The sequence below is a fragment of the Candidatus Acidulodesulfobacterium sp. H_13 genome, assembly GCF_048541835.1.
GTDB lineage: Bacteria > SZUA-79 > SZUA-79 > Acidulodesulfobacterales > Acidulodesulfobacteraceae > QIJE01.
Window position 1 is genome coordinate 1 of sequence record NZ_JBLEOY010000003.1, and the last position, 14,576, is coordinate 14,576.

Annotated in this window: 11 protein-coding genes, 1 pseudogene and 1 riboswitch; all 12 genes and pseudogenes read left to right on the forward strand. The window is 36.1% G+C overall.

What is annotated here, in order from left to right; all coding sequences use genetic code 11:
- Positions 1-197, forward strand: a riboswitch (cobalamin riboswitch). This riboswitch is flagged as partial in the annotation.
- 24 nt (positions 198-221) lie between these two features.
- The 12 genes and pseudogenes from ACMCNP_RS07400 to ACMCNP_RS07455 all read left to right on the forward strand — a co-directional run bounded on the left by ACMCNP_RS07400 (position 222) and on the right by ACMCNP_RS07455 (position 14,468).
- Complete coding sequence (locus tag ACMCNP_RS07400) at positions 222-2,369, forward strand: TonB-dependent receptor plug domain-containing protein (RefSeq protein WP_419315941.1); 2,148 nt, start codon at positions 222-224, stop codon at positions 2,367-2,369.
- Positions 2,344-3,054: an energy transducer TonB gene (locus ACMCNP_RS07405; RefSeq protein ID WP_419315944.1), complete on the forward strand. Its 711-nt coding sequence runs from the start codon at positions 2,344-2,346 to the stop codon at positions 3,052-3,054. Before ACMCNP_RS07400 ends, ACMCNP_RS07405 begins: the two co-directional genes overlap by 26 nt.
- 95 nt (positions 3,055-3,149) lie before the next feature.
- Positions 3,150-4,847 carry a peptide-binding protein gene (locus ACMCNP_RS07410; protein ID WP_419315947.1) on the forward strand — a complete coding sequence of 566 codons (1,698 nt, stop codon included), beginning with the start codon at positions 3,150-3,152 and terminating at the stop codon, positions 4,845-4,847.
- Positions 4,848-5,443: 596 nt separating this feature from the next.
- Positions 5,444-7,219, forward strand: coding sequence for a methyl-accepting chemotaxis protein (locus ACMCNP_RS07415; protein ID WP_419315950.1), 1,776 nt, complete (start codon positions 5,444-5,446; stop codon positions 7,217-7,219).
- Between the two features lie 49 nt (positions 7,220-7,268).
- The gene (locus tag ACMCNP_RS07420) at positions 7,269-7,793 is read left to right on the forward strand and encodes a chemotaxis protein CheW (RefSeq protein ID WP_419315953.1); all 525 of its coding nucleotides are present in this window, start codon (positions 7,269-7,271) and stop codon (positions 7,791-7,793) included.
- A gap of 34 nt (positions 7,794-7,827) precedes the next feature.
- The gene (locus tag ACMCNP_RS07425) at positions 7,828-8,676 is read left to right on the forward strand and encodes a CheR family methyltransferase (protein ID WP_419315955.1); all 849 of its coding nucleotides are present in this window, start codon (positions 7,828-7,830) and stop codon (positions 8,674-8,676) included.
- A 33-nt stretch (positions 8,677-8,709) separates the two neighbouring features.
- Positions 8,710-9,780: a protein-glutamate methylesterase/protein-glutamine glutaminase gene (locus ACMCNP_RS07430; protein WP_419315957.1), complete on the forward strand. Its 1,071-nt coding sequence runs from the start codon at positions 8,710-8,712 to the stop codon at positions 9,778-9,780.
- Positions 9,781-9,904: 124 nt separating this feature from the next.
- Entirely contained in the window at positions 9,905-10,255 is a 351-nt protein-coding gene (locus ACMCNP_RS07435) for a chemotaxis protein CheD (protein WP_419315959.1), read from the forward strand.
- Between the two features lie 650 nt (positions 10,256-10,905).
- Positions 10,906-11,568 (forward strand): annotated as a pseudogene (locus tag ACMCNP_RS07440) (methyl-accepting chemotaxis protein); the annotation flags it as partial.
- Positions 11,569-11,605: 37 nt separating this feature from the next.
- Complete coding sequence (locus ACMCNP_RS07445; protein WP_419315961.1) at positions 11,606-11,974, forward strand: response regulator; 369 nt, start codon at positions 11,606-11,608, stop codon at positions 11,972-11,974.
- Positions 11,975-12,027: 53 nt separating this feature from the next.
- Positions 12,028-12,312, forward strand: a complete 285-nt coding sequence (locus tag ACMCNP_RS07450; protein WP_419315963.1) for an STAS domain-containing protein — start codon at positions 12,028-12,030, stop codon at positions 12,310-12,312.
- 2 nt (positions 12,313-12,314) lie between these two features.
- Positions 12,315-14,468, forward strand: coding sequence for a chemotaxis protein CheA (locus tag ACMCNP_RS07455; protein ID WP_419315965.1), 2,154 nt, complete (start codon positions 12,315-12,317; stop codon positions 14,466-14,468).
- Positions 14,469-14,576: the final 108 nt, after the last annotated feature.

Below are 14,576 nucleotides of genomic sequence, written 5' to 3' on the forward strand. Positions count from 1 at the left end.
AATTTTATCTTAAAAGCTTAAGGGAAGCGGGTGAAAATCCCGTGCTGTTCCCGCAGCCGTAATAACTTATAACGGTTTTTTTATTATCCGTTATATAGAGTGTTCCGAATTTGCCACTGGTAAGTCGTATAATTGCCGGGAAGGCGGAATATTTTACATGTTTAAGCCGGAAGACCTGCTTTTTAAGATACTAATAACTTTAATTAGCGGGAGGTCTAATTATGTTCTCACACCTTTTTTTAAATTCATTGTCAGCAGGCATGCTTCTCTTTTTATTCGGTTTAAGGCATGTATTCGATATCGGTAATATCGCAGCAATAGATGACTCGATAAGAAGACCGGTAAACGACGGTAAAGAAACCGGTAGTCGTCGGATTGCTTCTTCGGTTCGTTATGCATTTACGGTTTTATTTTTGAGTATAATAGCGGCATCCGCTTTATATTACGTTTTTGGATTCAATTCCGTTGCCTTTGCGGGCGAAAATATAGTAATTACGGCCTCAAGAATTAAATCCAACATTATCTCTACTCCGTCTTACACTCAGGTAATCACACAAAAAGATATTAAAAATCAGGGGTCGCTATTTGCACAGGATTCGTTGAACGATTTGTCTGGTGTATCCGTAATTTCATACGGTCCGTTTGGAGGGGGGACGTCGTTTGACATGCTTGGTCTCTCAAGTTATTACACAAAATATCTGATGGACGGTGTAAATATAGGCGACCCGTCTTTAACGCAGGTCTATTATAACTTTGCCTATTTAACACCGAGTAGTATTAACAGAATTGAGGTGGTGCAAGGCACTCAAAGCGGGCTTTACGGGGCGAATGCGATAGCGGGCGTGGTAAACATTATCACAAAAAAAGGCGAAAATAAGCCGCATATAGAATATGCTCAAACTTACGGTTCTTTTGGAACGTTTAGGGAAAACCTGACTTACTCCGGAAAAGTAAATAGTTTTTCTTTTTACTTAAACGGTTTACGCTTTGATACTGCGGGTACTCCGAAAACAAACGCATATAACCCTAAGACCAAAACATATTCTTACGGCGACGCGGCATCGGACGCATTTCATGAAACGGCGCTTAATACGCGTTTAGAGTACGACGGTGCGGATTTTGAGGTTGGCACCGTTTTAAATTTCCAAAAAATACAAAATTATTTAGATCAATACGATCCGGACCTATTTGTGCCTAACAACAGCTCTTGGCTCAACAGGACTTATCCGGGTAAAAATTATAGGGAAGATGAAAAATCTTATTTTACGAAGATATATGCCGAGAAGGATTTCGGGAATCTTCATTTAAGCATGGATGCTTACGACGTAACGTATTTGCGGCGATATATAGATATTTACAGCAATCCTTATCCCCCCATAACGCCGCCCGCTCCGCAGTCTCTGTTTTATAACGACAAATTTAACGGGTACAGATATGGCAGCGATATAAAGGCAGATTATAGATTTAATAAAAACTTAAAAACGGTTGTCGGCATGAATTATATCGTAGATAAAATGAGTCAGGACAAACCCTCGTTTTTTAGTGCTTCTCGTGATAATACGGGCGGTTTTTTAGAGGTTTTGCCAAGATTCGGAAATATGAACTTACAAGCTTCTTTCAGGGAGGATCATTTTCAGACATTTGGAAATCACTTTACGTACAAGTTAGGCGCTAGTTACTTTTTTAGCCCTACAAACACTATTTTAAAGGTCAATTACGGGACAGGATTTTTAGCGCCGAGCTTGTTTGAGCTTTATTCGTCTCCCGTGGCTGCATGGTATTTTCTTGGTGGCAATGTCAACTTATCGCCCGAACATTCAAAAAGCTGGAGTTTAGGATTTATGCAAAATTTTTTAAACAATAAATTGTCCTTTAGGTCTAATTTATTTAAAACCCTGATCACCAATAGAATTGAATGGCATACCAACCCGCTGACTTACAAGTCTACGTATGAAAACGTAAACGGTAATACTAAAGTTGCAGGCATTGAGGTTAATGCCGTTTTTAAGCCGATTAAATCCTTAAGGGTTGCGTTGAATTATACCTATATACACAGTAAAAATCCAAAGACAGGCATGCAAAATGCGCGTATTCCGTATGACACTTTAACGGGCTCCGTAGATTATTCGCCTATTAAAAAATTAACGCTCTACTTGGGTGGCAGGTATGTAGGTACGAGATATAATTATAATTATAAGCATCAAACCGGAAGATATGCGGTGTTTAATGCAAACGCAGCATATAGATTTACAAAGAATTTAGAAGTTTCTTTGGCCGTACGTAATATCTTTAACAGATTTTATCAGGATATATACGGTTACACCACTCCGGAGAGATCTGTCTATGCAACAATCAGGTATAAATTCTAAGGGGGTTATCACAAAAACTATTGCCATTATTTTATCCGTTATTATAAATCTTGGCGTAAGCTGGGGTTTTGTCCGGTTCTTGAATATTTCTGCTAAAAACGGGCAAAATAGAATAGATATTTATTTGGCAAGTATTCCCCTGAGTTCAAATTCAGCCTCAAAGGATTCTAAGAGAAGAACTTCAGGGGATAAGGCCGTAGTAATACCCGTATTTCATAAAGCGATAAAGCAAGATAAAAAGCCGACGGGTTCTCGCATAAAGAGCAATTTTTTTAACGTTACTAACCGGATAACTGAAGCGAACCCGATACGGAAAGATACGCAAAACGGCAAAATCAGTTATTTTAAAATAAAACAAAAGAAAGAAAGTAGCTTAAGAGATCATATAAACGGCTATGTAGACATAAAGAAATTCCCAAAAATAAAAGGTTGGATAGAGAAACATAAGTTTTACCCTCGGGAAGCTATATTTGAGCAGGAGGAGGGCGTTGTCAGGGTTACTTTTTTAATCGGCAGAAATCGCCATATAACAGATATCAACATAACGAAAAAATCCCCTTACAGGTCTTTAAACGAGGCGGCTCTAAAGATTCTAAAAACTTCTTCTCCCATACCGGTGTCCTTTGTATCGAATATAAACTTGCCGATTTACGTGCATATTAATATTTTTTTTAGGCTTGTTTGACTGTTGAATTGGCAGGATATTTACTTGTCGGCGATATATTTTTGTTCTAAAATTTAAACTGATTATGAAAATATACGATTATTCAGTAATATATTATGGTTTTAAAGAATAAAATAAAAACCGGTTATATCCGATTTTTTGCGATTTTAATTTTATTTATATTTATCGGTATTACCGCTTTTATCTTAAGTGGGGTTTTTTTTTACAAACGAGGCTCTCTGCCTATAAAAAATATCGGTAAAAATAGTAGTATAAAAAATACCCTGATAATCGGACTGTCCGCCGATGCGGTCAATCTTCTCGGCGATATGGCTGTGGATTTCTCGAGCGCGGAGATAACATCCCAAATATATGACGGTCTTGTTCGCTATAACAGAAATTTCAAAATAGTTCCCGACCTCGCAAAATCATGGAAAATTAGTAACGGCGGAAAAACCATAACCTTTTATCTTCACCGCAACGTTTACTGGCAGAATGGACAGAGATTTACCGCAAAAGACGTTTTATTCACATATCACTTAATGATAAATCCTAAAACTCCAACGCCTTACGCCGCGAAATATCTTAAGGTTTATAATGCTAAAATTATAGGAAAGTATATTTTCAGGGTGACATATAAAAAACCTTATGCGCCGGCTCTGTCTTCATGGGCGTTAAGCATTCTGCCGGAAAAATTACTTAAAGGGAAAAATCTGATGACGACTAAACTCAGGAGTCATCCAGTAGGTACCGGTCCATACATGTTTTATAAATGGATTCATGGATATAAAATAGTTTTAAAGGCAAACCCGCATTATTTTATGGGTGCCCCACGCATAAAATGGTTGATTTTTAAAGTAGTACCGGATTCTTCCTCGATGTTTCTCATGCTTAAATTAAATGAAATAGATTATATGGGTCTAACTCCGGTTCAGTTTAAATATGAATCTGACGGCAGAAAATTTAAGCTGAATTACAAAAAATACAGCTATCCGTCGGCAAGCTACGTGTTTTTAGGGTACAATCTTCTATACCCTTTGTTTAAAAGCGTAAAGGTGAGGCGAGCCCTAAGTTACGCAATTAACAAGAAAGAGATAATACAAGGAGCATTGTTAGGGTTAGGGATTCCGAGCTATGGACCGTTTATGCCGGGAACATATTTCTATAACAAAAATGTTAAGACTTATGAGTATAATCCGGGAAAAGCGCTTGCCATCTTAAACAAACAAGGATGGCAGTTGGATAAAAAGGGAATTTTAGAGAAGAACGGCACGCCGTTCAAATTTACCATTTTAACCTCTCAGGGAAATTCAGGGAGGTTAGCTGCGGCGGAAATTATTAAGCAAAATCTTAAAAAAATCGGAATTAAGGTCAGCTTAAGGGTCATGGAATCCACGGTCTTAATCTCTAAAATAATGAAGAAGAGGTTTCAAAGCGTTCTGTTTTGGTTTATAGTGACATCAAACCCATATAATACCGCGTACATATTTACGGGTCCCAATATTGTTCCCAAGGGCTTAAATATTACATCATTTAACGACCCTAAGATAAATAAATTGTATAATAAGGCTCGTTCTACTTTTGATCTGAAAAAACAGAGGAAGTATTATTTTGAAATCCAGAGACTTCTCGCAGAAGAAGCCCCTTACACTTTTTTATATGTGCCTTATTCCATGTCTGCGGTAAGAAGGGATATTAAAGGAATAGAGCCGGCTCCGGCGGGTATTGATTATGACATAAGGAAGTGGTATTATGTCCGGGCTTTTTCTCATAAGAACGGCACATTTGATAAAATAAAAAAGATAGGTCGATAAGTTTGTCAATCATCATGCCGACTTAAACATGGGAAGACCGATTGCGACGTCATATCCGTGATTATTTTTTTGTTATAAATCGGAATTTTAATTAAAAAAGATATTGACAAGAGGAACAACTTGCATTATTATTTACTGAATAACGGTGGAGTAAACATGAAGGTTATTAATCATACGAAATACTTTTATAAAAACATAATGACCCCCCCCCCCGAGAAGTACGGCTGCCGGATTACATCTGTCCGCAGATAAATTACTTGCTAAAAAATTTAATAATTATCACAATTCACATAAAAAAGTAGAATCCAACGAAACAATGAAGGGTTCAGCTATGCAAATTTCCGGAACTATTTCTTTTACTGATAAGCCGATGAGGTTTTATGTGCTGCGTAATGGGATAATTGTAACTATTTTATAGATTTCTCAAGCAACAAATAAGTTCTTATAGAAGAACCGGACTAACCTATTTATTACGATAAATTAATGCGAGAGTATCGAAAAATCTACACGGAGAAAACGCCCCTGACGGCAGATTCCATGCTATTTATACTTTTATGGTGATTTTTAGTCAATTAAAGAAAACAGGAGGATAACCGATGTTCGAAATTTTTAACAATTTAAAAATAGGCACAAAATTAGGAATTGCATTCAGTGCCGTAATATTTGTTTTGGTCGTCGTAATATTGATAGGACTGAATGATTTGAGGAGTATTCAGTCTATGAACAGAGATACCTCTAAAATTCAATTGCCGTTAATACGTATAGATAACAACCTTGAGAGGAATTATTTAATCGGGAACGGTTTTATAAGGTCTTATAATTCATTGAGCAATCCGAAAGATTTGGAAACCGGAGAAAATTATCTAAAAAAGGCAGGGTTTTATTTAAAAAAGCAGAAGGCTTTTGCAAGCCGTATCAATAATAAAGATATTAAACAAAAGACGGTTAAAATACAATTAGCATTATCAAGTTATATTAGATTTGCAAAGGAAACCGCTAAGCTTAAAAAAAAATATGAAGCAAACATAAACATTTCAAAAAAATTGAGAGCGATTGATAAAATAAAATTATTAAGCGCAATAAAAACGGAGGATAAGCAAGCTGCTTTGGTGGATAATCTTATTTCCGAAGACTCCGAAAATCGCATATCTTTGACGATGAATCACGGAAAAATTACCGATTCCCTGATAAGCCGTTCATCTTTAATAATGCTTATAGGCATGATAATATCTTTGATAATAGGCATTATAATAACCTTAATCCTTACCGCTGTTATAAAAAAACCGCTTAATATCGGCGTTAAATTGGCGCAGGAACTATCCGCCGGTAATTTAAACGTAAATATAGATTTAGACCAAAAAGATGAATTGGGTCAGCTCATTAATGCCCTTAAAGATATGGCCTTAAAATTAAGAAGTATCGTCGTCGATATAAAAACTTCTTCGGATAACGTTTTTTCAGGTTCCGAACAGTTAAATTCGGCGGCGCAGGAATTATCCAGCGGTGCTACCGAACAGGCTTCATCGCTGGAAGAAATCTCCTCTTCAATGGAAGAGATGACCTCTACGATAAGTCAGAATGCCGATAATGCACTTCAGACCGAAAAAATTGCCACTAAAGTTGCGGAAGATTCCGTAAAGGCAAGCGAAGCCGTTTCAAACACCGTGAAAGCGATGAAAGACATTGCCGAAAAGATATCCATTATAGAAGAAATATCAAGACAGACAAACCTGCTTGCTTTAAACGCGGCGATAGAAGCCGCAAGGGCAGGCGAACACGGCAAGGGCTTTGCGGTTGTAGCAAGCGAAGTCAGAAAACTTGCGGAAAGAAGTAAAGAGGCGGCAAATGAAATCAGTAATCTCTCAAGATCGTCGGTAGCGATAGCGGAATCTGCCGGAAATCTTATAGAAACGGCTATTCCCGGCATTAGAAAAAATGCGGAACTCGTGCAGGAAATTACCGCCGCAAGCAATGAACAAAAAACAGGCGTAGATCAGATTAACATTGCCGTTCAACAGTTAGACCAAGTAGTGCAGCAAACCGCAAGCGCTTCAGAAGAAACGGCATCCACCGCGGAAGAACTTTCCGGTCAGGCAAGTGCCTTAAATCAGAGTATTCAATTTTTTAAAATAGATAATGAAGATAGTGAGGATTCCTTAAAGAAATTAACGCATTTCACAAAAATGGAACGTTTAAGAGGAAGTTCGTCTTCTAAAAATAAAGGCAAAATAGAGCATAAGATGCTGACGGCAAATTTTAAAACAAAGCAGACTCATGCCGAAAAAGTTAAAAAAAGCGGTGGATCAGGTATGAATATTGACCTTGATGAGAAAAAAAACGGTAAATCGGACGATGATTTTGAAAGTTTTTAATTTATCGGCATTAAATTATTTCGATATATCAGGAAGAGGGGAGAATTAAATGGATGACGACATAAAACAGGATCCGATTAACATTTTTACCTTTAAGCTCGACGATGGAATATATGGGATAGACATTCTTCTCGTCAGAGAAATTTTAGACTATAAAAAAATCACCAAAGTACCCCAGTCGCTTGATTTTATGCTTGGGGTTATTAATTTGCGCGGGAACGTAGTTCCAGTAATAGATTTAAAGTTAAAATTAGATATAGGTAAAACGGACATTACAATCGATACCTGCATAGTTATAGCAGAAGTGGTGATGAAAGGAGAACCTACGGTTATAGGCGCCTTAGCGGATTCCGTATACGAAGTAATGGATATTGAATCTTCAAATGTTGAAGAAGCTCCAAAAATAGGGTTAAATATCAACAATAAATTTATTAGAGGGATGGCAAAGAAAGACAATGATTTTGTAATAATATTAGACGTTGAGAAAGTGTTCTCCGATGAAGAATTGAAGGTTATTAATGATAGTCAAAACCAAGAAACATCTAATCCGCAAGAAGATCAAGATAATATTTAGAATTATCTAAACATAATTATAAAACGGCGATTATGTGAATTTATTAAATGAAAAATTAACAGACATGCAGTTTAACAGGCTTAAGAATTTTATTGAGACTACGGCGGGTATTAAAATGCCTTATTCAAAGAAAATTATGGTGGAAAGCCGGCTCATAAAGAGATTAAATCTTTTAAAAATTAGAGATTTTACCGAATATATTAAATTTGTATTTGAATTTGCAGACGGAAGAAAAGAAATATTTAATTTAATAGATGCTATAACCACTAATAAGACTGAATTTTTTAGGGAAAATGAACATTTTAATTTCTTGAGGAAAAAAGCCGTACCCCATATTTTAGTTAATCTATCAAAAAAAACAGATAAAAAAGTAAAAATTTGGAGTGCCGGATGTTCTACCGGAGAAGAGGTCTATTCTATAGCTATAAGTATTGAGGAAGAAAGGCTTTTAGGTTTACGGCTCTCGGATTTTTTTATATACGGAACGGATATATCCGTTAAGGTGATTAAAACGGCGGAAAAGGCTATATACAGGCTTGATTCCGTTAGAAGTTTGCCCGACTTTATTAAAAAAAGATATTTCTTGAAAAGCAAAAATAAAAAAGATCTTTTAGTAAGAATTAAACCGGAGATGAGAGAAAAATCTATGTTCGGCAGGTTAAATTTTATGGACGAGAATTACGGTTTAGAAGGTAAGTTTCACATTGTATTTTGCAGGAATGTTTTGATATATTTCGATAAAGCCATACAGCAGGCAATAATAAGAAAAATACTTAAACATCTCGATAAGAATGGATTTCTTTTAGTCGGACATTCCGAATCGTTGCACGGTCTGGATTTACCGTTAAAGAAAATAGCTTCGTCTGTTTATGTTAAAATATAACCCATTAAAGTTATTGTTTTTTAATTTATAATTATGTCCGGTAAATTAAAAATACTCGTAGTAGATGATTCTGCCTTAATAAGGCAGACGTTTATCAGAATATTAACGGAAAATCCCGATATAGAGACGGTAATAACCGCTCAGGATCCCTTCGTTGCCGTTAATAGATTGAAGAATTTTGTTCCCGATGCGATAATACTCGATATTGAAATGCCGAAAATGGACGGTCTCACTTTCTTAAAAAAAATAATGGAACAGCATCCCGTTCCGGTCATAATATGCTCCAGTCTCGCGGTTCAAAATTCCGAAGCCGCTTTTAAAGCCTTGGAATATGGAGCGGTGGATATAATTGAAAAGCCGAAGATCGGTACTAAAGTTTTTCTGGAAGAATCCAGGACGCTAATAATCGATTCCATTAACGCTGCAGTCAAAGCGGGTAATAAAAAGATATTAGAACCGTCGGTACTTTTTAACGTCGAACCAAAATTGTCGGCCGACGTAGTATTGCCTAAATCTGAAAATGTATCGGTAATTAAAACCACAGAAAAAATTATTATAGTAGGTGTTTCAACCGGAGGAACAAAAGCGTTAAAGGTTTTTTTAGAAGATTTTCCGGCAGATTCTCCGGGAATAGTTATTGTCCAGCATATGCCGGAGGGTTTCACAAAATCATTTGCCGGCAGGCTTAACGATACCTGTAATATTCAGGTTAAGGAAGCCGAAGACGGCGAGCCCGTTATAAGAGGAAAGGCGCTAATAGCGCCCGGGAATAAGCACATGCTTGTAAAAAGAAGCGGAACTATGTATTATGCGGAAATTAAAAACGGACCCCTCGTTTGCAGGCATAGGCCGTCCGTAGACGTATTGTTCAGAAGCGGAGCAAAATATGTCGGTAAGAATGCCATAGCGATAATAATGACCGGAATGGGAGACGACGGAGTAGCGGGTATCTCGGAGTTAAAGAGTGCGGGCGCTTTTACCGTAGCGCAGGACGAAGAAACTTGCGTTGTGTACGGGATGCCAAAACTGGCGGTTGAAAGGGGCGCGATTAATGTTGTCTTGCCATTGCAGGATATATGCCGTTATATTTTTAATAAATTATAAAATGGAAATGTTTTATGTTCTTCCGGCTGAAATTTATGTGAGCAGAACGCCCGTGTATATACAAACCCTATTAGGGTCTTGCGTTTCTATTTGTTTGTGGTCGCCGTTCTCAAAAATAGGCGGAATGAACCATTATTTATTGCCTTATAGCGAATATAATGACGATGGCTCGAATAGATATGGGAATACATCGATATTAAATTTAATGAATAAGCTAATAGAATTAGGCGCAAAAAAGGGCGAACTTCGGGCAAAAGTCTTTGGAGGGGCAAATATATTAAAAATAAACGAAAAAAAAGTAAATTTCTTAAACATCGGGGAAAAAAATATAGAAATGGCATTTAAAATATTAAGCGGAGAAAAAATTAAAATAGTAAATTATGATGTCGGAGGGCAAGAAGCAAGAAGAATAGTATTTAATACTGACAATTTTCAAATTAGATTAAAAAAACCTTTACATAAAAGGAGTTTTTGATGAAAAACAAAGATTATGACGAAATTTTCAATAAAGTTGATGAACATTATGTGAAAATTTTTATAATTTCTATTTTTGTTTCCATATTTTTGTCGGTCCCGGTGTTTCTTTTGTTAAAATTTCTTTTATTTAACGGCCGTTATCTTACTGTATGGTATTATTTTTCCGGTATTACTTCTTTTTTATTTTTTTTCGTTTCATCTTTTATATTTTTACGGAAACCCGTTGAAAATAATGATGTAAACGGATTAAATCACTTAAAAAGAAATTTTCTGAATTCAATAAGCGTTCTAAAAAGTTTTCAAGGCAAGGTTACCGAATTTATCGGTAAAATATCGGAGATAAACGCTTTATCTAACGGGCATATAAAGAATACGATAAAAGAAACCGAGAATGCCGCATTTAGCGTGATAGAGAGTACTCAGTCAATTGATTCTGCCATGTCCGAGTTGATGGACACTGTAAAAGATACAAAAAAAGAATCTGAAAATTTTTCGAAGAAGATGGAGTACATACTTTCTAACAATGATAAGGTTTTGAAAGATTTAAACGATTACATGAAAATGAGGCTTGATGATATAGAAAAAGATAAAGATATTGCATTATTTCTTAAAAACAATATTGGAACCATAAGGGATTTGACGGTTTTGATAGAAGAAATAGCCGATCAGACAAATTTACTTGCCCTTAACGCCGCCATAGAAGCCGCCCGCGCCGGGGAGCATGGAAGGGGTTTTGCGGTGGTTGCGGATGAGGTTCGAAGGTTATCTCAAAAGTCTGAAGACGCTGCCACTAAAATTTCAAGGGGTATCACGGATATTACCGAAATAATATCCGAGAAATTCAGAATAAAATTAGAAAACGAGTTATCTTTTTCAAACGAAGAAATATTGAAAGAGATTGATTTACAATTGGAGGACCTTTTTAAAAGCTATAATTTGATAGACAGCCTTAAAAACGAAATTATAGAAAAAATTTCTTCACATTCGGAAATAGTGAGTGAAAAGGTCATGGATCTTTTATCTAAGGTCCAATTTCAAGATATAGTGAGGCAACAACTGGAAACCATAATAAAAATTAATAATGATATAAACGATAATATCAATCATGCGGCAAATATAGATTGGGATGACAGTGAGGGTGCGTCAAAAAAAATTGAATATTTCGATAATTTTAATATTCAAAACATTCAGAAAAAATATATCATGAAACAGCAGATAATTGTACATGATAAGGTAATAAACGGAGATCCTGACGAGGAGAATCTCAAATCAACCGGTGAAATTGCCGGCGATAACTTAATTTTTTTCTAATCTTATAGATAATTATAATGGGAGGTATATTGGGAAAATGTCTAAATATATTATGATAGTTGACGATTCGGCAACCATAAGGCAAACATTGAAGCTGACCTTAATAAAAGCCGGATATGAAATTATTGAAGCAAATGACGGAAAAGACGCCTTAAACAAATTGAACGGAAAGAAAGTTCATCTAATAATAAGCGATGTTAACATGCCCAATATGGACGGCATTGCCCTGTTAAAAGAAATAAAAAAGACTGCTTCTCACAAATTTGTTCCAATAATGATGCTGACTACTGAATCGCAGAAGACAAGGGTTCAGGAAGGTAAACTTGCGGGTGCCAAGGCATGGCTTGTGAAACCGTTCAGGCCGGAACAGCTTTTATCCGCGGTAAATAAACTAATTTTACCGTAAAAGAGATGCTTACAATATGTTTTCATGCGCATTTTTAAAGGAGATTTTAATTTATGGATATTAGAACGATAAAGGGAAATGGTAAACTCGCCGTAAAAATATCCGGCGAGTTTACCATTTCGCATATTTTAAAGGCAAAAGAAAAATTTATGGACTTAATTAAGGAAAACTTGATTCTAAAAATAGACCTTTCGGACGTAGCCGAGTTTGACAGCTCGGCTCTTCAGCTATTATATGCTTTTTCAATATATATGAAAAACAGAGGGATTAATGTTGAAATTGTAGCAAATAATAGCAAAACCGACCTATTTTTTAAAACTTACGGTATGGAGATATAACGATGGAAGAGATAGAGCGGAATATTAAAAACATATTTGTGCAAGAAGCATTTGAACTGCTGCAGGGGGTCGAGGAAAGCCTGCTAAATATAGATGGCATGATGGACGACCGAAGCGACAAGCAGCAATATCAAGAAGATATAAACAATATTTTCAGGGCAATGCATACGATAAAAGGCTCTGCCGGCGCTATAGGTGCGGATTATATACAGGATTTTACGCATAATTTGGAAAATTTTTTAGATAAAACGAGAGAGGGCGCAATCATCCTGAACGGAGATATTTTAAATTTGTTTTTTAAGATAAGAGACCATTTAGTGGAACTAATAAAACATTTAGATTCGGATATGGAAGATTTTTCAGAATTTAAATCCGAAAGCGATTTAATGTTAAACAGCCTTGTGTCTATCGAAAATGCGGACTTAATTAAAAATATCAAAGTCGAGAGTAAATCCGAAGATACGAATGAAGACGAAGCGTTATTGGAATATTGGCATATTTCCATAAGGTTTAAAGAAAATACCTTCATAGACGGGATGGATCCCTTCTCTTTTATTTATTATCTGAATAAAATAGGTACTATAAAAAATAGTTATCCAATATTGGATAATATTCCGCCCTTCGACGAATTAAATCCCGAGTTGTGTTATCTTGGTTTTGAGATAAATCTTGAAACCAATTTGGGTCGTGAAGAAATAATAGATATTTTTGAGTTTGTAATGGACGATTGCGATATTTGTATTTTGCCTCCAAAATTTAAGATTGTCGAATATATGAATTTAATAAAAGAGTCGCCGGAAGATAAGGTCAGGCTTGGAGAGATTTTAGTAGCTTCAGGCGCACTGACCGAAGCAGAACTTGAAAGGGCGTTACGTGTTCAGGTAGAAAAAGAAAAAGGGGATGATAAAAATATTCTCGTCGAAAATAACGCCACGGATAAAAACATTATAAAAGGTGTAATTGAAAAACAGGAAAAGATTAAAAAAAAGAAGGGTAAAGAGTCTAAAACATTCCGAATAGATGCCGACAAACTCGACCTCGTCGTTAACATAGCCGGGGAACTTGTTACCGTGACGACAGGGATTGCCGAATTGTCAAAGACTATAAACAATTCTATGCTTGAGGAATACACGTCTATGCTTATACGACTTGTCAACGATTTAAGGGACGGCTCTATAGAATTGAGGATGGTTCCCGTGGAAGAGGTGTTTAATAGAATGAGGCGTATAGTAAGGGATATAAGCAAGGATCTCGGCAAAATTATAACCTTGGAGGTTAAAGGGGCAGACACTGAATTTGACAGGACTTATATGGAAAAGATCACAGATCCGCTTATTCACCTTATCAGGAATTCAATAGATCACGGTATCGAGATGCCTGATGAAAGAATTGCAAAAGGGAAACCCGAAAACGGCAAAATTACATTAAATGCTTATAATGATTCCGGAAGCATAGTTATAGAGGTTAGAGATGACGGAAACGGTTTGAGTAAGGAAAAAATTCTAAAAAAAGCATTAGAAAAAGGCTTAATAAATGAAGACCGCGATAATTTAACGGATTCAAAGATATACAATCTTATATTCGAACCCGGTTTTTCTACCGCCGATGAAGTTACGAGCATTTCAGGAAGAGGCGTAGGGATGGATGTCGTAAAAAGAAATATTGCAGATTTAAGGGGTATTATTGAGATTAAAACTAAAGAATCGGAATACACCGCTATCGAGTTAAGACTCCCTCTTACCCTTGCAATCGTGGATGGATTTATGGTCGGTTACGATGGAAACAAATATGTTATTCCCCTTGAATTAATTTTGGAATGTATAGATTATAATGAATCCGATAAAACCAATGATGAAGTCGATTGCATAAATTTAAGGGGAAAATTGCTTCCGTATATTAAGTTTTCCGATATTTTCGGTAGGCAAAAAGGAGAAACTAGTGAAAATAACATAATAGTAGTCAAATGTGCCGGTCAAGTCGTAGGGTTTGCCGTTGATAAAATATTCGGAGAGATACAGACCGTACTTAAACCGATGGGTAAAATCTATAAAGAGGCAAAATTTTTCAGTGGGGCCACTATACTCGGCAACGGCAGCATCGCTTTTGTCCTCGATATACCGAAAATAATAAAGCATGCCGAATTGAAAAACGTATAATCTTTTATATCGTTAAAATATATAAGAATAGATAGGTGTATGGTCTACTTATTCTAAAATTAATATGGATCTTAATTTCATATCAATCAGGCATTAAATCCTATTTGT